The organism is Nocardia sp. NPDC056541, from assembly GCF_042794235.1.
Taxonomy (GTDB): domain Bacteria; phylum Actinomycetota; class Actinomycetes; order Mycobacteriales; family Mycobacteriaceae; genus Nocardia.
In genome coordinates, this window is the sequence record NZ_JBHTUD010000013.1 from 143,116 (window position 1) to 166,414 (window position 23,299).

General features: G+C 67.6%; 19 protein-coding genes and 1 tRNA gene. 6 read left to right on the top strand and 14 right to left on the bottom strand.

What is annotated here, in order from left to right; translation table 11 throughout:
- The first annotated feature begins 108 nt into the window (after positions 1-108).
- The gene (locus ACFQ9R_RS23210) at positions 109-855 is read left to right on the top strand and encodes a TetR/AcrR family transcriptional regulator (protein WP_378993221.1); all 747 of its coding nucleotides are present in this window, start codon (positions 109-111) and stop codon (positions 853-855) included.
- A gap of 3 nt (positions 856-858) precedes the next feature.
- Here ACFQ9R_RS23210 and ACFQ9R_RS23215 read toward each other — a convergent pair whose 3' ends face one another.
- Both ACFQ9R_RS23215 and soxR read right to left on the bottom strand, forming a co-directional pair.
- Positions 859-1,611, bottom strand: a complete 753-nt coding sequence (locus ACFQ9R_RS23215; protein WP_378993223.1) for an isocitrate lyase/phosphoenolpyruvate mutase family protein — start codon at positions 1,609-1,611, stop codon at positions 859-861.
- Between the two features lie 33 nt (positions 1,612-1,644).
- Positions 1,645-2,130: a redox-sensitive transcriptional activator SoxR gene (soxR, locus tag ACFQ9R_RS23220; RefSeq protein WP_101465780.1), complete on the bottom strand. Its 486-nt coding sequence runs from the start codon at positions 2,128-2,130 to the stop codon at positions 1,645-1,647.
- Between the two features lie 164 nt (positions 2,131-2,294).
- Between soxR and arcA the strand changes: the two genes are divergently transcribed.
- Both arcA and ACFQ9R_RS23230 read left to right on the top strand, forming a co-directional pair.
- The gene (gene arcA / locus ACFQ9R_RS23225; protein ID WP_378663679.1) at positions 2,295-3,536 is read left to right on the top strand and encodes an arginine deiminase; all 1,242 of its coding nucleotides are present in this window, start codon (positions 2,295-2,297) and stop codon (positions 3,534-3,536) included.
- Entirely contained in the window at positions 3,533-3,898 is a 366-nt protein-coding gene (locus tag ACFQ9R_RS23230; protein ID WP_378993225.1) for a GntR family transcriptional regulator, read from the top strand. The genes arcA and ACFQ9R_RS23230 overlap by 4 nt, the downstream gene beginning before the upstream one ends.
- A gap of 11 nt (positions 3,899-3,909) precedes the next feature.
- Here ACFQ9R_RS23230 and ACFQ9R_RS23235 read toward each other — a convergent pair whose 3' ends face one another.
- Positions 3,910-5,514 (bottom strand): dolichyl-phosphate-mannose--protein mannosyltransferase, encoded by a 1,605-nt coding sequence (locus tag ACFQ9R_RS23235; protein ID WP_378993227.1) that lies wholly within the window; start codon positions 5,512-5,514, stop codon positions 3,910-3,912.
- 177 nt (positions 5,515-5,691) lie between these two features.
- Here ACFQ9R_RS23235 and rsmI point away from each other — a divergent pair, with 177 nt between their 5' ends.
- Positions 5,692-6,561, top strand: coding sequence for a 16S rRNA (cytidine(1402)-2'-O)-methyltransferase (rsmI, locus tag ACFQ9R_RS23240; RefSeq protein ID WP_378993328.1), 870 nt, complete (start codon positions 5,692-5,694; stop codon positions 6,559-6,561).
- Positions 6,562-6,584: 23 nt separating this feature from the next.
- Here the strand turns inward: rsmI and ACFQ9R_RS23245 are convergent, their stop codons facing one another.
- The 7 genes from ACFQ9R_RS23245 to ACFQ9R_RS23275 form a co-directional block, all read right to left on the bottom strand.
- Positions 6,585-7,712, bottom strand: a complete 1,128-nt coding sequence (locus ACFQ9R_RS23245) for a glycosyltransferase (protein WP_378993229.1) — start codon at positions 7,710-7,712, stop codon at positions 6,585-6,587.
- 79 nt (positions 7,713-7,791) lie between these two features.
- Positions 7,792-8,781: a GAF domain-containing protein gene (locus ACFQ9R_RS23250; protein WP_378993230.1), complete on the bottom strand. Its 990-nt coding sequence runs from the start codon at positions 8,779-8,781 to the stop codon at positions 7,792-7,794.
- Between the two features lie 9 nt (positions 8,782-8,790).
- The gene (locus ACFQ9R_RS23255; RefSeq protein ID WP_378993231.1) at positions 8,791-10,659 is read right to left on the bottom strand and encodes a putative bifunctional diguanylate cyclase/phosphodiesterase; all 1,869 of its coding nucleotides are present in this window, start codon (positions 10,657-10,659) and stop codon (positions 8,791-8,793) included.
- 23 nt (positions 10,660-10,682) lie between these two features.
- A complete protein-coding gene (locus ACFQ9R_RS23260; protein WP_378993232.1) occupies positions 10,683-12,815 on the bottom strand; it encodes an Rv1355c family protein in 2,133 nt (710 codons plus the stop codon).
- A complete protein-coding gene (locus ACFQ9R_RS23265; protein ID WP_378993234.1) occupies positions 12,812-13,528 on the bottom strand; it encodes a hypothetical protein in 717 nt (238 codons plus the stop codon). Before ACFQ9R_RS23265 ends, ACFQ9R_RS23260 begins: the two co-directional genes overlap by 4 nt.
- Positions 13,529-13,733: 205 nt before the next feature.
- The gene (locus tag ACFQ9R_RS23270) at positions 13,734-14,174 is read right to left on the bottom strand and encodes an AraC family transcriptional regulator (protein WP_378635974.1); all 441 of its coding nucleotides are present in this window, start codon (positions 14,172-14,174) and stop codon (positions 13,734-13,736) included.
- A complete protein-coding gene (locus ACFQ9R_RS23275; RefSeq protein ID WP_378993237.1) occupies positions 14,171-14,614 on the bottom strand; it encodes a GyrI-like domain-containing protein in 444 nt (147 codons plus the stop codon). The genes ACFQ9R_RS23270 and ACFQ9R_RS23275 overlap by 4 nt, the downstream gene beginning before the upstream one ends.
- Before the next feature lie 151 nt (positions 14,615-14,765).
- Here ACFQ9R_RS23275 and ACFQ9R_RS23280 point away from each other — a divergent pair, with 151 nt between their 5' ends.
- The gene (locus ACFQ9R_RS23280) at positions 14,766-17,054 is read left to right on the top strand and encodes a hypothetical protein (protein WP_378993238.1); all 2,289 of its coding nucleotides are present in this window, start codon (positions 14,766-14,768) and stop codon (positions 17,052-17,054) included.
- Between the two features lie 54 nt (positions 17,055-17,108).
- Here ACFQ9R_RS23280 and ACFQ9R_RS23285 read toward each other — a convergent pair whose 3' ends face one another.
- Positions 17,109-18,035 (bottom strand): alpha/beta hydrolase, encoded by a 927-nt coding sequence (locus ACFQ9R_RS23285; protein ID WP_378993240.1) that lies wholly within the window; start codon positions 18,033-18,035, stop codon positions 17,109-17,111.
- A gap of 327 nt (positions 18,036-18,362) precedes the next feature.
- Between ACFQ9R_RS23285 and ACFQ9R_RS23290 the strand changes: the two genes are divergently transcribed.
- Positions 18,363-19,847, top strand: coding sequence for an MDR family MFS transporter (locus ACFQ9R_RS23290; RefSeq protein ID WP_378993242.1), 1,485 nt, complete (start codon positions 18,363-18,365; stop codon positions 19,845-19,847).
- A gap of 69 nt (positions 19,848-19,916) precedes the next feature.
- Here ACFQ9R_RS23290 and ACFQ9R_RS23295 read toward each other — a convergent pair whose 3' ends face one another.
- The 3 genes from ACFQ9R_RS23295 to glpR form a co-directional block, all read right to left on the bottom strand.
- On the bottom strand, positions 19,917-21,686 hold the full coding sequence (locus ACFQ9R_RS23295) for a glycosyltransferase family 39 protein (protein WP_378993244.1): 1,770 nt from the start codon (positions 21,684-21,686) through the stop codon (positions 19,917-19,919).
- Positions 21,687-22,006: 320 nt separating this feature from the next.
- Positions 22,007-22,079 (bottom strand) — tRNA-Ala (locus tag ACFQ9R_RS23300).
- Positions 22,080-22,177: 98 nt separating this feature from the next.
- Positions 22,178-23,188 carry a gephyrin-like molybdotransferase receptor GlpR gene (gene glpR, locus ACFQ9R_RS23305; protein ID WP_378993246.1) on the bottom strand — a complete coding sequence of 337 codons (1,011 nt, stop codon included), beginning with the start codon at positions 23,186-23,188 and terminating at the stop codon, positions 22,178-22,180.
- Between the last annotated feature and the right edge of the window lie 111 nt (positions 23,189-23,299).

A 23,299-nucleotide genomic window follows, 5' to 3' on the forward strand; every position in this document is an offset into this window, starting at 1 on the left:
CGGCAGCACTAATTATCCCTGGGATACTATCTCAAGGATAGTAATCACGTGGATAGTATGTGCCCGCAGCCGACCGACGCTGCCCGAACCCAGGAGGAAGTCTCCGCGATGACCGACGAGCCGGTGCCCGCCGACCTGAGCAGACTCTGGCGACTACCGGATCGAGCGCGGCTCGGCCGACCGGCGGAGCTCGACGTCGAGCGCGTCGTGCGCGCCGCGGTGGAGCTGGCCGACCGGCGCGGCATCGGGGCGGTGACCCTGGCCGAAGTCGCCTCGACCCTCGGCTTCACGAAGATGGCGCTCTATCGCCACGTCGGCTCGAAGAACGAACTGTTCGAGTTGATGTCCGATCTCGCACTCGGCCCCGCACCGGACATCAGTTCCGACCCCGGACAGTGGCGCACCGGACTGCGCCGATGGGCGCACGCCCTTCGCGCGGTCCTACTCGCGCACCCGTGGCACGCGCAACTGCCGATCGGCGGACCACCGCGTGGACCCCACGCGATCGGTTGGCTGGACGCCGCGCTGCGCGCCCTCGCCGCGACCGAGCTCGATTGGGCGACAAAAGTGGGCATCGTGATGCTGGTGGACATGCATGTGCGGCAATCGAGTCTGCTCACCCAGCAGTTGACGGACGCCAGGCAGGGCACCGGCCTGGACGAGGCCGACGTCAACCAGCACTACGGCGCGGCGCTGGCCCGGCTGGTCGATCCCCACCCGCTCCCGCAGGCAGCCGCGCTGTTCGCCTCACCGCTGTTCCAGTCGCCGCCCGACGATCCGGCGGACGGCGACTTCGTCTTCGGCCTGGAACTGATCCTCAACGGCGTCGCCGCGGAGGTCGAAGGTAGGGCCTAGCGGCTATTTCCAGGCAGCCAGCAGGTTGGTCGCCTCGGCGCCCAATGCGGCCTGAAGGAACGGACCGAAGGAGATGCGGGCGACGCCGAGGCCGGCGAAGTAGTCCTTGGCCGGGCTACCCGGTTGGCCGATCGCGTTGATCGGCAACGCCAGCTCGGTGGTGAGCCGGCGAAGGTCGGCGTCGGCGTGCCTGCCCACCGGGTAGAGAACGTCGGCACCCGCTTCGGCAGCCAGGGTCAGGCGGGCGATGGCACGGTCGAGGCGGTCGGCCTCGTCGCCGTCCTGACGCACGAACAGGTCGGTGCGGGCGTTGACCACGACGTGCACGCCCGCCGCGTCGGCGGCTTCGCGCAGGCCGCGGACCAGGTCGGCGTGTTCGGCGGGCGAACGCAGGCGCTTGCCCTCGCTGTGCACCGTGTCCTCGATGTTGAGGCCGACAGCGCCCGCGGCGAGCAGGCCGTCGATCAGTTGCAGCGGTTCGAGGCCGTAGCCGGATTCGATGTCGACCGAGACCGGGACCTCGACCGAGGCGGTGACCTGGGTGACGCGGGCCAGGAGTTCGTCGAAACTCATCCCCTCACCGTCGGCGCGGCCGATCGAGTCGGCGACCGGGTGGCTGCCCATGGTCAGGCCCGAAAAACCAGCCGCCACAGCGACATTCGCCGACCAGGCGTCCCAGACGGTCGGCAGCACCACCGGATTTCCCGGACGGTGCAGTTCGAGCAGAGTCTTCGCCTTGGCATCCAGAGAAGTCATACCCGCGATGATGCCCGAGGCATCCGACAAGAGCTATACGCAGCCGGATTTCGGCGGGCAGTTCACCTGGACATCGAGCACGCGCGCACCAGGACCCTCCGCACCGAGCCGGTCGTGCTCGTTGACGAGTTTGCACGAGCCGAGCGACAGGCAGCCGCAGCCGATGCAGCCGGTCAGATTGTCGCGCAGGCGCACGAGCTGGGTGATGCGGTCGTCGAGATCCTCGCGCCAGGTGGTCGACAGGTTCTCCCAGTCGCGACGAGTCGGGGTGCGCCCCTCGGGGAGCCGGTCCAAGGCCGAGCGAATCTCACTGAGTGGGATACCGACCCGCTGCGAGATACGGATGAAGGCGACCCGGCGCAAGGTCTCGCGAGAATATCGACGTTGATTGCCACTGGTTCGACGGCTCGATATGAGACCTTCGCGTTCGTAGAAGTGCAACGCGGACACTGCAACTCCACTACGATCGGATAGCTGCCCGGGGGTCAGCTCCTTCGTTTGCCAATCGGCCATCGTCATCTATAGCTCCTCCCACTACCACCTAAACAATACTTCAGGTATTCGTGTCGTGTACGAAAAATGGGCGGAACACGCGCCCGAGCGGCGGTCACCGACGAGCAGCCGCGGCCGAACCCAGCGCGTTGCAGCTCGCAGACACGCGGTCCTCGCATTACGGTTTGCAGATGGGAACCGCCCCCGACTCGCGCCTGACCGTCACCTCCGAGGTCGGCCAGCTACGGACGGTGCTGCTGCACCGCCCCGGCGCAGAACTACGCCGACTCACCCCGAGCAACAACGACCAGCTGCTGTTCGACGGCATCCCCTGGGTCGAGCGCGCACAAGCCGAACACGACGCCTTCGCCACCGTACTGCGCGAGCGCGGCGTAGAGGTGCTGTTACTGGCAGACCTGCTGACCGAAACCCTCAGCGCCAGTGGGGCAGCCAGGATCCAGGGCATCTCGGCGGCCGTCGACGCGCGCAGGCTCGGCCACGGCCTGGCCGACCAGCTCGCCGCCGAACTGCGCAAATTCGACGCCCCCGCGCTCGCCGACATCCTGATGGCCGGAATGACCTTCGACGAGCTGCCGTTCGGCCCCGACGCCACCTCGCTGGTGCGGCGCATGCACCACGGCGGCGATTTCGTCGTCGATCCGCTCCCGAATCTGCTGTTCACCCGCGATTCCTCGTTCTGGGTCGGCCCGAAGGTCGCGATCACCTCGCTGGCCCTGCCCGCCCGCAGCCGCGAGACCTCCATCACCGACCTCGTCTACGCGTTCCATCCACGTTTTCTCGGCGTGCGCCGGGCCTACGAGTCACACACCGCGCCGATCGAAGGCGGCGATGTGCTGCTGCTCGCCAAAGGTGTTGTCGCCGTGGGTGTCGGCGAGCGAACGACCCCCGCGGGCGCGGAAGCGCTGGCGCGCAGCCTGTTCGACGACGAGCTCGCGCACACCGTGCTGGTGGTGCCGATCGCGCAGAACCGGGCCACCATGCACCTCGACACCGTCTGCACCATGGTCGACACCGACGCGGTGGTGATGTATCCGGGCGTGCGGAAATCGTTGGAGGCGTTCACCATCCGCCGCGAGGACGGCTTCTCCGGACGCGGTGACCTCGAGCGCATCAGCATCACCGGACCCGAACCGTTCCTGCCCGCCGCCGCCGCGGCGATGGGCATTCCGAAGCTGCGTGTGATCGACACCGGCCGCGAGGGGCCCGACGCCGAACGCGAACAGTGGGACGACGGCAACAACACCCTCGCCCTCGCGCCCGGCGTGGTCGTGGCCTACGAACGCAACGAGATGACCAACTCGCGCCTGACCGAGGCGGGTATCGAGGTGGTCACCATCAGCGGCTCGGAGCTGGGCTCCGGCCGCGGCGGTCCGCGCTGTATGTCCTGCCCGCTGTCCCGAGACGAGGTGTGAGCATCGTGTTCCACGTCGAGCTGTCCACCGATTCCTCGCAGCCGCCCTACGAGCAGCTGCGCATGGCCGTGATCGAACAGGTCCGCGCGGGCACCCTCCCCGCGGGCACCAAGATCCCCACGGTCCGCGCGCTGGCCGCCGATCTCGGCATCGCCCCCAACACCGTCGCCCGCGCCTACCGCGAACTGGAGTCCGACGGCGTGCTCGAAACCCGTGGCCGCCAAGGCTCTTTCATCGCCTCCTCCGGCGACCCCACCCGCGATATCGCCAGCCGCGCCGCCGTCGACTACGTGACCACGGTCCGGCGGCTCGGGCTCGACGACGCCGACGCGATCGCCTTCGTCCACCGCGCCCTGGACTGACTGCCCCGGCGCTACCGCCAGCTCGGCAGCCAGAGGTGGTCCTGCCAGTTCTGCGGCGTGATCGCCTGGCCCGTGAGGATCGGCCACAGCCAGACGAAGTTCGCGATCACCAAGCCCAGATAGATGCTGACGATCAGCAAGCCGAGCGCGTACCGCTCGTTCACCGGGGCGGGAAGATAGGTACCCGTCGGACTGCGCGGTATCCCGGCGGGTCTCGCCGACCCGAGGATGTCGCCGAGTGCCAGCGCCATCCCCATCACCAGGAACGGCGCGAGCACCACCGCGTAGAAGAAGTACATCTGGCGGTCCAGCGTCAGGAACCACGGCAGCAGCCCCGCGCCGTAGCCCACCAGCACCGCCGCGTAACGCCAGTCGCGGCGCACCACCGAACGCCACACCATCCAGCCGATCAGCGGCAGCGCCAGCCACCACAGCGCGGGCGTGCCGACGGCCATCACGGCCTTCACGCACTGCGCTTCGCCGCAACCGGTGACGGTGCCGTCGGCGTAGTAGTAGAGCATCGGGCGCAGGCCCATCGGCCAGGTCCACGGCTTGGATTCCCACGGATGGTGGTTGCCCGCCGAATTGGTGAGACTGGAATGGAAGTCGAGGGTCTCGCCCTGGTAGTACCAGAGCGAGCGCAGCGCGTCGGGCAAGAACGCGAACGCGCCACCGCTGCCGACCTGATTGCCCACCGCGTACCGGAACACTCCGTTCTCGCTGGCGAACCACGCCCAATACGAGGACAGGTACACCACCAGCGGAATCACCACCAGCGCGTACAGCGCGGGCCCCACGTCGCGCACCATCGCGCCCAGCCACGGTTTGCGCACCCCGTACGCGCGGCGCGCGCTCACGTCGAAGGCCACGCTGAGCAGGCCGAAGAACATGATGTAGTAGATGCCCGACCACTTGGTGCCGCACGCGAGCCCGAGCAGCACGCCCGCGCCGAACCGCCACCAGCGCACGCCCAGCCGTGGACCCCAGTCCGAGACGCCGACCCGCCCGGCCAGATCCGCGCGAGCCATCCGCTCGCGCATTTCGTCGCGGTCGACTATCAGACAGCCGAACGCCGCGGTGACCAGCAGCGACATGAAGATGTCGAGCATGCCGATGCGCGAGGAGACGAAGGTCAGGCTCTCGGCGATGAGCAGCACGCCCGCGAACGCGCCGATCAGCGTCGAGCGGGCCATCCGGCGCACGATCCGCACCACGAGCAGCACCAGGATCGTGCCCGCCAGCGCCGCCGTGCCACGCCAGCCCCACGCGTTGTAGCCGAAGATCGCCTCACTGAGGGCGATGAACTGCTTGCCGACGGGTGGGTGCACGACCAGGCCGTAGGCGGGGTTGTCCTCCACGCCGCCGCCGGTGACCATCTGCCAGGCCTGTGGGGCGTAATGCTTTTCGTCGAAGACGGGAGTGCGCGCGTCGGTCGGATAGTTCAGGTTGATGAACCTGGTCAGCGCGGCGATAACGGTGAGCACCGCGGTGACCAGCCAGCCGCGCGCGGTGTCGAGCGGACCGAAATCGGGGGCCGGGCGCAGCGGCGCGGGACTGACCGACGCCGACACGGGACGCGACGGAGGCATCGCGCGCTCATCGGTCACCGGGATCACGCCCCGATCGTAGGCGGTGCCACCCACGAAGTCCGACCCGACACTTGTGCCCCCTCGTTTCCCCACCTACGCGCCCTCGGGCGCGGCTCCCCCGCCTGACAGAATGAACACGCGCCATCTACGCACGCGGCTTCCGGGCAACCGAATACCGCCTGGCCGCACTGCTCGCCGCACTCGATCGCCTGCGGGGAGAACTTACCGGAGAGGTCGGACAACACTGTGTTGGTCTTAGCGGCAACCCCCATGGGCGACATCGGCGACGCCTCGCAGCGACTGCGCGACGCGCTCGGTTCGGCCGACGTGGTCGCGGCCGAGGACACCCGCCGCACGAAATCGCTCGCGAAGGCACTCGGCGTCGAGATCACCGGCCGCATCGTCAGCTTCTACGACCATGTGGAAGCCGCCCGTATCCCCGCCCTGCTCGACGACATCGCGAGCGGTCTGACAGTCCTGCTGGTCACCGACGCCGGCATGCCGTCGGTGAGCGACCCCGGCTACCGCCTGGTCGCCGCCGCCGTCGACCGTGATCTCCCGGTCACCTGCCTGCCCGGCCCCTCGGCGGTCACCACCGCGCTGGCCCTGTCCGGTCTCCCGGTGGAACGCTTCTGTTTCGACGGCTTCGCCCCGCGCAAGGGCGGCCAGCGCCGAGAGTGGTTGCGTACCTTGGCCTCCGAACAGCGTGCCATCGTCTTCTTCGAAGCACCCCACCGCCTGGCCGACTGTATGGCCGACGCGGTCGCGGTCCTCGGCCCCGACCGTCGCGCCGCCATCTGCCGCGAACTCACCAAAACCTACGAGGAGGTCGTCCGCGGCACGCTCGGCGAACTGGCCGCCTGGTCCGCCGATGGCGCCCGCGGTGAGATCACCGTGGTTCTCGAAGGCTCCCAACCGGTTTCGGCCGAGCCCGCCGAACTGGTCGACGAGGTCGAGACGCTGGTGGCAGGCGGCATGCGGCTCAAGGACGCCTGCGCCGAGGTCTCCGCAGGCCGGGGCGCCTCCCGCCGCGAGCTCTACGACGCCGTCCTGGCGGCCCGCTCGGAGAGCTGAGCCCGAACGCCGAGCCTGCCCGATCAGCGACCCAGCACCGCGAGCATTCCCGCAACCGCGCGGGGCCAGCCGAATTGCTCGGCGCGCGAGCGGGCAGCTCGACGGCGGCCGGAGGTGGGCATGGCCAAGACATCGGTGACAGCCTGCGCGAAGGCACGGGGCCGATCGGCGGCGATGGCCCCGCACTCGGCGGTGACGATATCGGCGAGGGCGGACGAGCGGCTCGCCACGACCGGAGTGCCCGCGGCCAAGGCCTCCAGAGCAGCGAGGCCGAAGGTCTCGTGCGGGCCCGGCGCCAGTGAAACATCCGCGGTGGCCAGGAGTTTCGCCACCATCGCGCGTTCGTTGATGAAGCCGGTGAAGTGGACCGCGGGCTCGCCTCCGGGCAGGGCGGGCAGGGTGCGGGCGCGGCGTTCGAGCGACTCGCGCCGCGGCCCGTCGCCTGCGACGACCAGCCGGGCGGGTACGCCGGCGCGATGCAGGGCGCCGACCGCCTCGATACTGCGGTCGACACGCTTCTCCACCGACAGCCGACCGCAATGCACCAGCATCGGATGCCCGGCGACGCCGAGATCGGCGCGCAAGCCGGAGTCACGACGTCGTGGACTGAACAGATCGAGGTCGACCCCGAGCGGGACCAGTTCCACGTTCGGCGCACCGATCCGCAGGAATTCCTCCCGCGCGAAGTCGGTGGTGCACACGACCATGTCGTAGTCGGCTGCCGTGCGCCGGTTGGCCACGTCGGCGCAGCGGCGCGCGGCGGGTCCGGGCAGGAACTGGCCGAGCAGCCGGTCGAGGCGCTCGTGCGAGATCATCACGCTCGCCACCCCGCGCCGCCCCGCCCACCGGCCGAAACCGCGCAGCGTGAGCCGGTCCGACACCTCGAGCACGTCCGGCGACAACCCGGACAACACGTCGGCCACCCGCCGCGGATCCGCCGCGCGATACCCACCTGTCCATGGAATTCCCAACGCGGGCAGAGTAATTCGCAACGCACCGGTGGGCAGAACCTCTTCCGAACGCCGCGACCCCGGCACGATCAGCACCACTTCGTGCCCCGCCGCCACATAGCCCTCACCGAGGTGGTGCAGGGCAGTGCGCAACCCACCCGATCGCGGGCCATAGAAATTGGCAAGCTGCACGATGCGCACACGCCGATCGTCGCGCCGCGCGGGTTACCTCCGGGTCCTGCCCGAGGAACGGGAGGTGAACAGCGTCGAAAGATGCGGCTCAGTGCGCGACGAGCGAGCCGTCACCGGCCGACCACACCCGCAGCAGCCCGTGCCCCGTACCCATGGCCACCAGTTCGGCCTGCGCGGTGATCCACTCCCCGACCGCGAACCGCACCCGCAGCGCCAGTCGCCTGCCGGTACCCGGAGTGCGGGCCAGGTCGCGGCAGGCGCCCCGCAACGTGGCGAGATCATCAGGATCGATGACGGGTCGCTCCACCAGCCAGCGATCCAGCGGGGGCAGCGGTGGTCCGGCCCATTCGTAGATCAGGGCGCTGGTCAGCTCGATGATGCCGACACCCACACCGCTGCTCTGCGAAACGGCGCGCAACATGGCCGTATCGGGATCGGCCGCGGGCTGGGCGGAATCGAGCTCGGGGATGGCGTGCATCAGCGCGCTGATCCGGCGTTGCGCGGGTACCGCCCTGGTGATCATCTGGAAGTGGCGGACCTCGTCGTCGTCGCCCGCCATGTCGACCTCGCCCTGCCACAGGCCACCGTCATCGATGCGCGCGACCATCGCGAAGTACTCGATGCGCCCGTCGAAGCGCGCCATCCGGCCGAATGCCTCGGGCGGCGTGCGGATCACCCGGACCTGTTCGGGGTCCCTGGCGAAGACGAGTTCCTCCAGACCGGGTCCGTGATGGGCGAGCTCGGTGTCGGCATCCCAGTCCCAGGCGGCGACTCGGCGCGGTGGCGGGATCGGGGTATCGACGGCTCCGGCCCACAGCCGCACCCCGTGGACGCCGCCGTAAGCGCACGGCACCGGCTCGGTCACCACCAGCGTGTCCGCCTCGACCAGGCGCTGCGCGTGCCCGTCCGCGTGGCAGCGCCGCACCGCCTCTGTCGCGATCCGCGCGCGGGACGGGCCGAGAACCCGACGCAGCGAGCCGAGCCCGGACCAGTGCCTCGGGTGCGCGCCCGCGGCGACCACCGTCGGCTCACCACCGGGGAGAAGGGTCTCCACCAGGAGCCAATCGTCGGACGGCATCGCCGCGATTCAGCTCGACGCCACGCCACGACCCGCGCGCGGCAGGTCGAGGTCGAGCGGGATACGTCCTTCGCGCAGGTGCGCCTCGACTTCCTCACCCGGCATCGGCCTGGCGATGAGGAACCCCTGCGCGCGGTAGCAGCCGAGACCGACCAGCGTCCTGGCCGCCATCGGCGTCTCCACTCCCTCGCCCACCACGCCGAGGCCGAACGACCCGGCCAGCCCGATGATCGACTTCACGATCGCCAGGTCGTCGTCGCTGTCGCCGAGCCGCTGCACGAAACCGCGGTCGATCTTCACGGCATCGACGGGCAGCGCCTTGAGATGGGAGAGCGAGCTGTAGCCGGTACCGAAATCGTCGATGGCGATCTGCACGCCCATCCGTTTCAGGCCGCGCAGGGTGAGTCTGGTTCGCACGAGGTCCTGCACGACGACGTGCTCGGTGATCTCCAGGCAGACGGAACTGCCGTCGATGCCGTACAGGCGGAGAATGTCCTCGATGCGCTCGACGAAATCGGCGCTCACCAGCTGGACCGGGGACACATTGATCCGGATCACCACATTGGCGGCCAGCCCGCGGCGGCGCCAGTCGGCGAATTGCGAACACGCCGACCGGATCACCCACCGGCCGAGTTCGCCCGCCAGGTTGGTGGCCTCGGCGACGGCGACGAACGCGCCGGGCGGCAGGAGTCCGCGCGTGGGGTGCTGCCAGCGCACCAGCGCTTCCAGCGCCACGATGCGTCCGGTGCGCAGGTCGACCTCGGGCTGATAGTGCAGCACCATCGACCCGTCGGACACCGCGCTGCGTAGGTTGACCTCGACGTCGTCCTGTAACTCGAACTGGACCCGCATGGCGTCGGTGAACACCGCGATCCCGTTGCCACCACCGGATTTCGCCGAGAGCAACGCGTGGTCGGCACGGCGCAGCACGTCCGACACCGTCGTCTCGCCGGGCACACCGAGCGCCACGCCGACGCTGACGCCGCGGCTCACCGATTCCTGCCCGACCGAGACCCGGCGCCCGACCAGCTCCTGGATCCGGTTCGCCTCCAGTTCGGCGGCCACCGCGTCCATCGTCTTGGCGGGCACGATGACGAACTCGTCGCCGCCCAGGCGCGCGATCATGTCCTCGGGGGCGAAGTTCTTGCGCAACCTGGCCGCGAGCGTGCGGATGAAATTGTCGCCCGCGTTGTGCCCGAGGAAGTCGTTGAGCGCTTTGAGCCGATCGAGGTCGAGGAAGAAGGTCGCGACAGGACCCTCGTTCCCGGGCGCGAGCCGTTCCTCCATGTGCTCGAGCAGCGCGCGCCGGTTGGCCAGGCCGGTGAGATCGTCGTGCGAGGCGATGTAGCGCAGCCGATCCTCGGCCTCCACCCTGGCCTGTAGCTGGGCGAACAGGGCCGCGATCGCCTTGAGTACATTGACCTCGCGGGTGGTCCACGCCCGGTCACCGCGCCGGACGAAGCCGAGCGCGCCGATGGACACCCCGCGCGAGACCAGGGGAACACAGGCGGTCACCATCGAGGGCATGCCGGTGGTCTGCCTGATCATCTCCTGGTAGTCGGGGTATTCGTCGCCTCGGCTGACGATGATCGGCTCGACGGCGTTCTCGCTGGCCAGGAACAACGAGTCGGCCTCGGCGAAGTCGATGACGCGTAAGGGGTCGGGGTCGGGCACGTAGGGCCGGCGCGGCCATTCGGCGATCAGCACGGTCTGGCGCTGCTCACGCACGGTGTGGCGCAGATAGGCGAACTCGACGTCGAAGTAGTCCACCAGGCTCGCGAGCACGCGCTCGCTGGCCACGACCATGGTCGTGGCGTCGACGCCCATCAACTCCGAGGCGACCTGCGTCACCAACGAGTCGAGGTTTCGCCGAGGCACCGTTTCTCCGATCGTGCTATCTGTCAGTTCCCTGAACCGAGTACCGGGAGCCTGGCGCTCCGTACTGTCGGCGCGGGCGCATAGCTCAGTCGTAATACTGCCGTGACCGTCTCGTGCCCGGGAATTCCCATCAGTGCGGAGAACCGTTTGTGGATCGAGGCCAGTGTATCTGTGAATCCTGCGGATACGTTGCGCAAATCGTTGTCGTCACGGACGTAGAGGAAAACCGGGGACATCGGCTGGACCGCGAGGCCCAGCTTCTGCGCGGCAATCCACACGCGCTCGACGGCGGAACCGCCACGCACATAATCGGCCAGATCGGCGTCGGCGCCGGCTGGGCAGGTGACCGCGATCAGCGCCGAGCCGGACGAAATCCGCTGGCGCGCGTAGTCGCCCAGCGCCGCGCCGCCGGACCAGTTCCGCAGGTAGACCATCACATCGGCACGCCCGCCGATGGCCAGTTTGGCGTACTCGTCGGAGGCCAGCTCCATGGTTCGCAGGTCGAGCCCGGTTCGTAAATCGTCAGCGGGCCAGCGCAATTCACCGAACATCTCCGCGTGCAGCCGGGGCGTCAGGTAGCGGATGCGGTCGGATTCGGCGAGGAGTTCGGCGACCTCGCCGAGCCCGGCGCGATCGGTGACCCCGCGCACGAACGCACCTTCCGCCGCAGCCGAAACAGCCAGTGCATCAAGCACTTCCGGCGCCAAGGTGCGCCCGTCGCCGAGGTGCCGGTTGGTGGCACGGGTCAGCATTCCAGGGTAATCGGCGGCCAGTTCCGGGTCGGCGCGCGCACCGAGGTGCAGCACCGCCGACACGGGCGCCGTACCGCCGAGCACGATCTCGTGCGCCCCCAGCAAACCCTGAGCTGCGGCGGCGACGCGGGCGTTGTAGAGGGCCGCGCCGAGAGCCACCGCGCTGCCACGGAATCCGATATCCATCCCGGAGGTACGCGCCGGGTCGACCGCGAGATGCACGGCGGAACCGTCGACGCGCACCACCCACGGCTGCGCGTTGCCACCCGACGGCGCGCGTTCGATGCCGTGCAGGATGCGGGCGATCGATGTGTGCGGCTCGTCGAGCTCGTCGAGCGGCACGGCGTCGGCCGTGAATCCGCGGTCACCTCGATCGGGCTCGCCGAGGCTGTCGAGCTCGCGCTCGAGGTCGACGCGAATTCGCCCGGACGGCAGCGCCTGATCGAGGCCGATCCGGCGCACCGCCGTGGCGATGATGGCAGCGCCGAGCCCGACATCGCTGCCGAGCTGGGGCCACGTGGTGACCGTCTCGTCGATTTCGGTGAGGCTGGCGGCGAGCCGGGCCGAGAGCTGATCCGGGTCGAGGATCCGCATCACGTGCGGAGCCTTGTCGCGGTTCGACAAGCCGCGCAGATCAGCTCTCGTCGTCTCGCCGAGCAGGCCGTGGAACGGCGGCCGATCGGGTTCGAGATCGAATCGCTCGACATCGAACAGACCTCGATCATTGGTCTCCATCAGCACCGGGATGCGGTGCCGCCTGGCCGCCTCGCGGGCGGCGAGTTTCACGTCGAGGGAATCGCAGACCTCGACCACCACCGACAGCCCGGTCAAAAATTCGTCCATCGAGGACTCGTCGACGCCCGCCGGGAAGATCTCGACGGGCAGATACGGGTCGAGTTCGGCGATCCGCCGGCCGGTGACGACACACTTGTTGAGCCCGATGTCGAACAGCCCACCGGGAATCCGATTCAGATTCGACAGCTCGACGGTGTCGAAGTCGGCGATCCGCAGCAGCCCGCAGGCGCCTTCCAGCGCGGCGACGTAGGCGATCTCGTGCCCCGCGCTCTGCCCGATGACGCCGACCGCCTGGCCGCGCAGCTGCCGTTGCTCGGCGATGGTCAGCTTGTTCCGGTTGCGGTCCTGCCGAACAGCGCGAAACGCGGTGGCGCCGACGATGGCGACCAGCGTGCGGCGCCACGGGTAGTACACCCAGCGATCGTCGGCCGGGTCCGCGTCGGGCGCGGCTTTGAGCCGGGCCAGTTCCGATCGCATCGCGGGACGCAGATCGGTCACCGAGATACCGGGGAGCTCCCGTAGGCGTGCCAGCTCGGCCGCGTCGGCGGGGACCGCGTCATCGAGCACCGATGCGCGGAAGACATCGGTGGGCGCGAGGTCTCGGATCATGGGCGTCGCACTTCGAGCAGTTGCGCGCGCTCGACGTCGATCAGATCGCGCTGTGTCGGCGTCGCCGCCGACAGATCGGACAGATCCCACCACACCGGCACGGTGGTGTACCGCTCGTCCGGGTAGGACACGGCGGGAATGCCGGGATCCTGGCGTGCCCCACTCGATCGGTAGGACTCGAGCTGATGCAGGGGGCTGACGCCGAACCCGTACCGCACGTCGAGCAGCCAGGTGACGTGGACGACGCCGCGGGCCACCAACGCGCCGAGCTCCGGCCTGCGCGGGACCGACCGTATCGACCACCCGCCCTTGGATTCGACGACTCCGTGCGGCACCTTGGCGTCGACGGAGGCGCGCAACGCGGCCTCGCCTGGAGTGCCGAGCCATGGGTGGAATCCGGGGATGTCGTCAGCGGTCGCGTGCGGCCCGTGCGCGCGCAGGCCGGCCACCACCGACCCGTCAGGATCGATCGCGACGAGGAACAGCGACGTCGAACGGCCGTCGGCGAGGGTCTCGACATCGAGCGCGTCCTGAACTCCGTAGTGCCGGTAACCATTCAGCGCACCCTCGAGATACCGATCCCACAGTGCCGGATCTTCCGCTGGTGAACAGATGCGGACGTGGCATCCAGAGCTGCTGTCGAGGTACCGCAACCCGCCCGCATTCGCACCGACCACCCGGTTATCCGAGCCGGTGTGAGCCGACACCCTCATACAACTCCGTACCTACACCCACGTCGGCTTTGTCCGACCAGCCAAAGATTTCCTACGCAGTATCCGTCATTCGGCAGGAATGCACCATACGAGTGGCTAATTTTCCGGTAACCTTCTGAGCCAGTTGAAATAATCCCAGGTCAGAACGGGTGAATGCGCGAGAGGCGGTCGAGTCGAGACCGATCGGTTCGAATTCGGCTAACTTTCAGCTATCAACCGTGATCGACACGAACAATTCCACCGTGTCGGGACCGTGCCACACTTCGATCTCCTCGCGGTAGGCGCGGGAGATCTCGGCCGACGCCGTCGCGTCGTCGACCTGGGCCCAGACGTCTTCCACCGGGTCGTGATAGTCGCCGTTGGGCGCGAAACGGGCGTAGATACCCTTGGGAACTCGCAGCATGAGATCGCCGACCGGCACGTCGTCCGGAGTCGCGTATTCGCGTGCCACCAGCGCGTTCCAGTTGCCCGCCGGGTCGGGCACGTAGACCGTGTGCAGCGGTTCGCCGCCGCCGGGGCGGTCGCGCAGCCGGTCCTTGAGGAACTCGATCAGGTCGCTGTTGCTCACCTTGAAGCTCGGGTGCACCTTCGGCACCGCCAGGCCGCCGTACAGCGCCGCGCCACGGACCACGATCGAATAGGTCATCGTGGGTCGACCGCCAGGTACAGGTCGATCTTGTAGGCGTGCGGGTAGCACTCGAAATCGCCGGTGAAGGTGCGCTTGATCTGGTTGTGCTCCTCGGCGTAGGCGATCTGGGTCCACAGATCCGTCATCACCTGCGGGAAATTACCGACCGAGGAGAAGCGCGCGTAGGTGCCGCGCGGCAACCGGGCCGCCAGATGTCCGCGAGTGACCTGATCGAGCGACTCGCACCGGTAGCCCACGATCTGGGTGTTGTACGTACTCAGCTCACCGGTGTAGTCGGTATAGGCGCTGGCCAGAGGCCCGCCGAGATCCTGATGCAGAACCGCCGACCATGCCGTTTCGAGGTCACGGTCGCGGAGCTCACCGAGTGCGCGTTTGGGACTGCGAACCGGAAGACCGGCCACCCAGGTCTCGTCCCGCTCGACGATTTCGAACTGCAATTGACGACTCTCTCGAAGGGTCCTGCTCAGGTTGCGCCATGCTATCAAACCCCACCCTAACCATATCTGAGCTGGACAAACGTCCACCACTTCCGTACGGATACCCGGCGCTATTGTTCGATTCATCTCCATGCTCTAAGCTCCCGCGCTCGTGTGGGTACGCGCGGAGCTCGAACCGCGAAAACAAGTCGTGCGGTGGGCCGGGGTCGTCATCGCCGCGGTCCTCCTCGGGTATCTCGCTGTGCTGCTGGGGGATTCGCGGCACTTCTATACCGACGACACCGAGGCGCAATACGTGCCGATGTGGCAGTTGCTCGGTACCGAATTGCGGGCGGGGCGGTTCCCGGCGATGGTGCCGTGGGAATGGATGGCGGGCAACTACAGCCTCGAGGAAGCCGGGCTCTACAACCCCGCGCAGCTGCTGGTGTACCTGCTGGCGCCCTCGTTCGACAATCTCGCGCTGTACGCGACCGCGGTGAAGTTCGTGTTCTCCGCGATCGCCGCACTCGGCGTCTTCCGCATCTGCCTGGCCTACGGCGCCCGCGCGCCATGGGCCGCGGTCGCGGGCGTGGCGTTTCCGTTCAGCGGATGGTTCCTGTTCTTCGACGAGGCCAGCTGGTTCACCTCGCAGACCGGCACCGCCTGGCTGGTGCACGCCTGGGCCTCCGCGGTCCTCTACGCGCGAGGCCGAACCGGGCCGATCCCGCTGTTCGTGTTCCTGTATCTGGCGCTGACCATCCAATACGCGTTTCCCGCAGTCGAATCCGGCTTGATGATCGCCACCGTCGCCGCGGGCGAATACCTGTACCAGCGCAGGTGGGCGCCGGTCGTGCGACTGTTCACCGCGTCCGGGCTCGCGGTGCTCGCGTCCATGATCGCCAACCTGCCGATCCTGCTGTCCTCGCAGGCCACCTGGCGCGGCGACGTCTCCACCATCCACAACGACCCGTTCCTGACCGTCCCGTGGTCGGAATCGCTCAACGCGAGCCTGCCGAGCACCGTCCCCGCGTTCACCGCGTGGTGGGGGCATGTGCAGCCGCTACCGATGGTCTACATCGCGTGGTTCGTGATTCCCGCGCTCGCCTTCATCGATTGGAAGTCCGCGGCACGCCATGCCGCCTCGTGGAGTGGCATCGCACTGTTCGCGGTGGCGACCCTGATGTGGACGGCGGGGCCGGGAGCGATCGGTCCGCTCCGGTGGCCGGCGCGCGTGTTGCCGATGCTCGCGATCGCGCTGCTGGTGCTGGTGTGCGTGCTGATCAGTCGCTACGGCGATTTCGCCGCGTCGCGGCGACGGTACGCCGCGGCGGGTGCGCTGATCGCGTTGCTGTTCATCCGATCGTTCTCCGCCGCACCGAAACTCGTCGAACGCCACGCCCTCGCCGTGTTCGTGGTGGTCGGGCTCGGGGCCGGGGTGGTGTGGCTGGCGCGCACGCGCGGGATCGCCGCCGCGGCCGCGCTGACCATCGCCACGACCTTCCCGATCGCGTTCGTCCAGGTGGCGTCGGCGCCCCGGACTCCGATGTCGTACGGATTCGCCGAACAGCGCTCGGACATGACCGCCGCGTTCCCCGATTTCGGCGGTCGCACACTGCAATTGGCGGACCGGATCATGGTGCGCGACGAAGAGCGCACGCTCGCAGGCACTTACGGCTCCATCGCGCTGGGCAGCTACGCCAAGAACCTCGGATTGCAATACGTGAACGGGTACACGCCGGTCGGGCACGCCGCCTTCGCGGGCTTGCTGTGCATGGCCTGGGACGGCGGCACCTGCCCTGACGCGTACCGGAGGGTCTTCGCCGTCGAGCCGTCGACCGACACACCGATCGTCGATCTGATGCGCCTGGATCGCATTGTCCTGCAACGCAGTCAGTATCCCCATGCCGGAACCGAGCCCGCCCCCGCGGGCTGGAAGTTCGTCCACTACCCCGGTCACGAACACCAGATCTGGGTCCTCGAGCGGGTCAACCCCCTACCCTCCCCCGGCGACCTGATCGCCCACGAATCCGGCGTACACGCCACCGTCATGCCCGAGGCAGGTCTCACCAACCGCGCCACCGTCTCCTCCGGCACCGGCGGCCGAATCGTGCTGTCCCGCCTGGCCTGGCCCGGCTACACAGCCACCCTCGGCAACAGCGAAATCCCCATCCGCGCAGTAGCAGGCACCTTCGTAGCGGTCGACATCCCACCCGGCACCCACAACGCGACCCTCACCGTCACCTGGCGCCCACCCGGCCTACCCATCAGCCTCACCACAGCCCTACTGGCCCTGATCGGCATCGCGTTGCTGCAGTGGTGGTTCCGCAGAACCCGCCAGAGAACCCTGCCCGAAACCCTCGAACCCGAAGCCTCGACCCCCCGACTGGTCACCGTGATACCCACCCCACCGAACTCAACCCCCACACTCCCGACCACACCGCCCAGTCCCCGCGTTCAATAACCACGCGGCGCTACCTCTCACCCGTCCCGGTGCCACTCCTCGTGCTGGAACCCCTCACCCGATAGCCCTGGCCAAATGCGGCCAAGCCTCATGCAGGTCAGCCTGGAACTGCCCCCACGTATGAGACCCGGTCGCCCGATGCACATGCACAGCCGGTATCCCCAACTGCCCCAACCGCCCGGCGAACGCAGCCGTACACGCCCCCGCGAGAGCTTCGATCGGCGGCATCGGCAACCCCCGATCCTGCGCACCGGGAAACCCCGTAGCCGCAGACAGGAAAATGGTCTTCCCCGCGAGCCGCCCCGCGTTGGCGAAGACGTCATGCTCCCGCCACCCCGGCCCACCGGGAATCCCCCACATATTTCCCGGATTCCCCCCACCACGCACCGCCTGCGCGCTGGCCATCGCGATCCCCATCGGATCCGAAGCCCACGGGCAACCGCTCAGCGCCGCCACCGCGGAAAACCGTGATCCACTCTGAATCGCCAGATCCAGCGCCGACGACGCACTCATCGACACCCCGGCGATGGCATTGCGCCCACTCGTCTCCAGCGCACCATCGATAACCCCGGGCAGCTCCTGCGTCAGATACGTCTCCCACCGCACCCGGCCGACCCCCGGATCATCGGAAATCCAGTCGGTGTACAACGTGAACGCCCCACCGACCGGCATCACCACGTTCACGAACTTGTCGGCGAAGAAGCTGCGCACGTCGGTGTCGTCCCACCACGAGATCCCGTCCACCCCACCACCGGCCCCGGTGAGCAGATACAGCGTGGGAGCCCCGGCCCCCGCCGCCTTGATCACGTTGTTCTGGATCACCCGCCCCATCGCGGGCGAGTACACATCGATCTGAGCGGACCTGCCACCCAGCGGCGCCTCCCCCGCCACATACGCCCCCGGATCGGCCGATGCCTTCGCACCCCCGAGAGCGGCAACAATCGCGCACACCACAGCAAGCCAGGTTCTCGACGCAGTCACCTAACCGGTATACCCCGCATCCCGGGGTCCACTCCGCCGAACACACCGGCGCGCCGTCGGCCGAGATCGGGCAGTGACCAGGCTCACGATCCAGCGTGAGACCAGCTTCGATATCCCCGGGACCTGCACCTTTCGATACGCCCCTGTCAGCGCGAATCCGAAAAACCAGGTGATTTGTGTCGTACCCGCCCGGAATACTGACCGGCGCCCGATGAGTTGGACCGACGGAATCCGTCTCTTCTCTTGTGGTGCCGGGACGTCGTCGACTCGGCATCGGGCCACAGCTCACGCCCCGCCGTTTCCCCATGTTTTCCGGAGGTTACCCCGATGCCAGCCGATCTATCCACGCCGACGACGAAGGGCAAGACACCGACCGTCATCCGCGTGCTGGTGCTCGCGACCTTCGTCGTCATCCTCAACGAAACCATCATGATCAACGCGATCCCGCGGTTGATGAGCGATCTCCATGTCACCGAGGTCGCCGCGCAGTGGGTCTCCACCGCGTTCATGCTCACGATGGCCGCCATCATTCCCACCACGGGCTGGTTCCTGCAGCGGGTCACCACCCGTCAGGCCTATGCGGCCGCGATGGGCGTGTTCATCGCAGGCACCGTGATCTCGGCTCTCGCGCCGACGTTCGCGGTGCTGCTGATCGGCCGCGTCATCCAGGCGGGTGGCACCGCGGTGATGATGCCGCTGCTGATGACCACCCTGATGACCGTGGTGGCGGAGCAGGACCGTGGCCGTGTGATGGGCAACGTCACCCTGGCCATCTCGGTCGCGCCTGCCATGGGCCCGGTGATCTCGGGCCTGATCCTGCAGATCGCCATCCCGGGAATCGACTCCTGGCGACTGCTGTTCGTGGTGATGCTGCCGATCGCCGGTCTGGTCACCTGGCTGGGTCTGCGTCAGCTGGAGAACGTCGGCGAGCCGCAGCCGGGCACGCTCGATCTCCCCAGTGTGGCGCTGGCGGCCCTCGGCTTCGGTGGGCTGGTGTTCGGGCTGAGCAAGTTCCACGGTGACAGCTACTCCACCGCGGTACTGATCACCGCCGGTGGCGTCGCGCTGATCGCGGCGTTCGCGCTGCGCCAGGTCAGCTTGCAGCGCAACGGAACCCCGCTGCTGGATCTGCGGGTCCTGCTGCAGGGCACCTACACCAAGGCGCTGGTCCTGATGTCGGTCGCGTTCCTGGCGATGATGGGCTCGATGATCCTGCTGCCGCTGTACCTGCAGAACCTGCGCGGTCTGAGCCCGCTGGAGACCGGCCTGCTGGTGATGCCGGGTGGTCTGGCGATGGGTCTGCTCGGTCCGACCGTGGGCAAGCTGTTCGACAAGTTCGGCGGTCGGGCGCTGGTGATCCCCGGCTCGATCGGTATCGCCGCCTCGCTGGCCGGTTTCACCCAGATCTCGATGGACATGCCGTACTGGCAGCTGCTCGGTCTGCACATTTTGCTGATGGTGTCGCTGGCCGCAACGTTCACTCCGGTGTTCACCCTCGGCCTCGGCGCACTGCCGATGCACCTGTACTCGCACGGTAGCTCGATGCTGGGCACCATCCAGCAGGTGGCGGCGGCCTTCGGCACCGCGCTGGTCGTCACGGTCATGTCGGCCCGCAGCACCTCGCTCATCGAGGCGGGCACCCCGCCTGCCGTGGCCACCCTCGACGGCATGCGCCTGGCCTTCTTGATCTCGGCCGTCCTGGCGCTGGTCGTGATCGCGATGGCGGTCCTGCTGCCCAACCGCGCGGCAACCGACCCGCACGCCGCGCCCGTGCAGGACGACGTGGATGCACCGGAGCTGGTCAAGAACTGACCAGCTCCCGCTCGAACGACGAACCCCCGGCCGCGATCGCGGCCGGGGGTTCGTTCGTATCGTCCTCGCTCAGTGCGTGGGTCGGGTGGTGGTCCGATCGTCTCGCCAGAGGCCGAGATCGAAATACAGCGTGGTCATGGAATCCCACATGGTCGACCACTGCTGCCTCGGGCCCTTGCAGACCCAGACGGCGGTCATCCGGTCGATGCCGGGGGTACCGAGGGGATCGTCGAGGTGGACGACGCGCTCCACCTCGGTGAAACGGGTGCGCAGGTCGTGTTCGGCGGTGTCGAGTCCGACGTAGACCACCGATGTCGCCGAGTCCGGCGGCGGGCCGAAGAAGCCGAAGCCACGGCTCGGGCTGTACGTGGCAGGCAAGCCGTACTGCCTGCCGAACTGCTCGACCGCGCCCGCCTGCGGATAGCCCTGCGCGACGATGACGGCACCGGCCTTTTCCGCCGGCGTCAGCGTGCGGTAGCCGTCATTGACGGCGGAGACCATCGACGACCAATTGGTGTTTCCGAAGAATGCCGTCTTGAGTCCGAGGTCGATCGCATCCTCGGCCTGCGTACGCCAACTGGGCGCGAGGGGTATCACCGTGAGTGTGACAATGGTTGTCAGCACCGAGATTGCGGCGATCGGAACCAGCGCCACATTCATCCACCGTTTCCGGTCGTACTGCCAGAGACCGACGGCCCCGAAGGCGAACATGGCGGGAAAAAGGCCCCCGGGGTAATACGGCCGCCCATGCGTGATCATGACAAATGCGGTCATGATCACAAGTGCCACCGCGATAAATCGATACGGGCGTAGCGACTCCTGCTTGAAGGCCGCCCAGAATCCGACAGCGAGCAACAATGTGCCCATGATGCCCGCCAAAATGGGAAACTGCGGAAGGAATCCCACCGGGCCGTAGCCGGTGGCGTCCTGCTCGGCTCCGATGACCGCACCCATGGCCAGCTGTGGCCAATTGTGTTGTGACTGCCAGTAAAGAATCGGAATCAGGGACGCGGCGAGGATGCCGGTCGCCACCCACAGCGCGGGACGGCGCAGGACGTCGCGGGGGCCGCACAGGATGACCGCGGTGCCGAGGCACGCCCAGACGATGGGGATCATCCACTTCACCTGCATATCCAGGGCGGCAACCAATCCGGCCACGACGATCAGCCAGTCCTGGCGAGTACGAACCCAGCGAATGAACAGCCAGGTGATCACGGCCGTGAGGGTGGCGTCGAAGGAGAACGTGCTCAACACGACCTGGTTGGCCGCCAGCCCCGACAACGCGTACGCGGCCGCGGCGAGCATCTGGACACGGTGGCTGCCGTGCAGTTCGTAGGCGATCAGTGCCGCCACCACGACCGCGCACACGCACATCACGACGGCCGGGAAGCGCAGTGCCGTCACCGATCCCGGTGCGAGCTGGTCCGCGAGCCAAGCGAACACGGGCACCACCACGCCCTGATCGGCATAGGTGTAGTCGAGTCGCCTTCCGGCGGACAGGAAATAGAGTTCGTCACCGAAGTAGTCGTAACGGCCTGCCGTCGCGGTCAGCGCGATCGCGGCGATCGAAGCGATCAGCGCGACGCCACGAAAAGCGAACGACGGATGGGTATTCGGTATTTCTTCGGGCTCGGTGCGAGCCTCGATGACCGCTGTCATGAACTGCCTCTGATGCTTTCCAACAGACGCGTTCGACGCCCCCTCCCGTGGTGGCGCCACATCTGTTCGCTGGTGAAACGATTCCTCCCCGGCAGCGAACTTGGTGAGCGCGCGCGCTCGCGGTCCTGCGCGGATCATGTGATTTACCGAAACGTTACTGCTATTCAGCAGGGTCCGCAAATGCGCTGACGTGCACAGTAATAGCCATTTTCGGTGTATCGGCTACTACCTGGGCAGCGTTACCGATGTGACCGAGCTAACGGTTTAAGCAGTTTGCGAATAAGTGAATTCTGCTGCACAGCAAAGTGAAGCTTTCATAATGAAGGAAATTGAAAAGACTATTACTCGCCAGTATTTATTCAATCGACGAATCATGCCAAAACAATTGGGGGCATGCATTCGATCGCTGTCGAGTCTAAGGTGCGTGCCGCAAGGGCACGACGGCCGACATCGGCCCGACACAGAGAAAGGGCCCGGTCAGTGACCGGGCCCTTCTGGGGTGGAGCTAAGGGGAATCGAACCCCTGACCTTCTCGATGCGAACGAGACGCGCTACCAACTGCGCTATAGCCCCGTGCGGCTCTGGTGAACCGCGCTGTGACACTGTATCAGGGGTTGCGCCCCGATACCGAATCGGTACTCTGACCTGCTGTTTTGCGTGGTTACTACCAGCTACTCGCCGACGGCTTGACCGAGGTCTTCGACCCGGTTGCGGAGCGCGCGAGACGTGGCCGGATCGAAGATCTCGAGGAACTCGAACCTCGGATCCTCGTCGTCGGTGTCGAGCAGGGTGGAGCGGCGGCGCAGGGCGCGTGCGGTGTCACGGTCCATCGTGCGACGGGTGGTGGCCGCCTCCGGGGTGACTTCAGCGGCCTCGTGGCGCTTGCCACGGACCAGGCGGGCAGCGCGCCTGCGGCGGATCTCCTCCTCCACGTGGACCTGCTTGCGCAGGTACGCGAGGTAACCCGTGAGCACGGCAGCCGACAGCCCGAACGCCCACCAGAACATCGAGTTGAGCAGCAGCCCGAACGCGGCGAACAGGATCAGGCCGATGACCAGCCCCATGACCGCGCGCTGACGGAAGCTGTAGCGGGCGGCGCGGGCGATGGCATCAGCCTCGGGGTCGTAGCCACCGCGACCACGGCGCGACGGGGTGAAGTCGTCGTCATCGTCGAATTCGGCGTCGTCCTCGGCCACGAGGTCGTCCAGCCGGGCAGGCGGCGCGGGTGGGATGCGCGCGGCGACGGGTGGTTCCTCGACAGCTTCCGCCGAGAGCGGTTGCGCCGCAACGTCTGCCGTCTCGTCGTCGTCGAGATCGGCTGTCGCGGTGGCCTCGCCGATATCGTCGGTGGCCACCTCGGCAACCGCTGCCTCGAGTTCGGCTGCGGGGGTCAGTTTTTCGTCGTCGTCTTCGGTGACGGGCTCTTCGGTCGTCATCCGATCCTCCGAATCAGTTCGGTGGGAGCGCTTACGCAGCACACGGGGTCGATAATCGGGGTCACTCTCGTGACCGCCTGCCGCGCCGATGCGGATCCGTCGTTCGGCCCCGCCACGGTGCAGCACGCGTGTGGCGAGCGCGGCATCGGTGGTGCGGCGGATCCGGGGATGCCGGTCCGCCAGGATCGGGAACAGGACGAAGACCCACAGCACAACCAGTCCGATCCACAGGATCGAATTCGGCATCGCGGTCATCACCTCCCGTCCCCACCTACGTGTTGTCCATCTGTGGACGCACCACTGACGTCCGTAGGTTAATTCGGGCAGACGCGCCCGTGTGGCAGGCGCGCCGTGCAC

What these genes read in the sequence shown, in the direction of transcription:
- ACFQ9R_RS23260 (WP_378993232.1), bottom strand. Translation starts at nt 12,815, where the DNA reads ATGATCCGAGACCTCGCGCCCACCGATGTCTTCCGCGCATCGGTGCTC.
- ACFQ9R_RS23270 (WP_378635974.1), bottom strand. Translation starts at nt 14,174, where the DNA reads ATGACCTATTCGATCGTGGTCCGTGGCGCGGCGCTGTACGGCGGCCTG.
- glpR (WP_378993246.1), bottom strand. Translation starts at nt 23,188, where the DNA reads ATGCCGAATTCGATCCTGTGGATCGGACTGGTTGTGCTGTGGGTCTTC.
- soxR (WP_101465780.1), bottom strand. Translation starts at nt 2,130, where the DNA reads ATGACGATGGCCGATTGGCAAACGAAGGAGCTGACCCCCGGGCAGCTA.
- ACFQ9R_RS23215 (WP_378993223.1), bottom strand. Translation starts at nt 1,611, where the DNA reads ATGACTTCTCTGGATGCCAAGGCGAAGACTCTGCTCGAACTGCACCGT.
- ACFQ9R_RS23250 (WP_378993230.1), bottom strand. Translation starts at nt 8,781, where the DNA reads ATGCCGTCCGACGATTGGCTCCTGGTGGAGACCCTTCTCCCCGGTGGT.
- arcA (WP_378663679.1), top strand. Translation starts at nt 2,295, where the DNA reads ATGGGAACCGCCCCCGACTCGCGCCTGACCGTCACCTCCGAGGTCGGC.
- ACFQ9R_RS23290 (WP_378993242.1), top strand. Translation starts at nt 18,363, where the DNA reads ATGCCAGCCGATCTATCCACGCCGACGACGAAGGGCAAGACACCGACC.
- ACFQ9R_RS23210 (WP_378993221.1), top strand. Translation starts at nt 109, where the DNA reads ATGACCGACGAGCCGGTGCCCGCCGACCTGAGCAGACTCTGGCGACTA.
- ACFQ9R_RS23265 (WP_378993234.1), bottom strand. Translation starts at nt 13,528, where the DNA reads ATGAGGGTGTCGGCTCACACCGGCTCGGATAACCGGGTGGTCGGTGCG.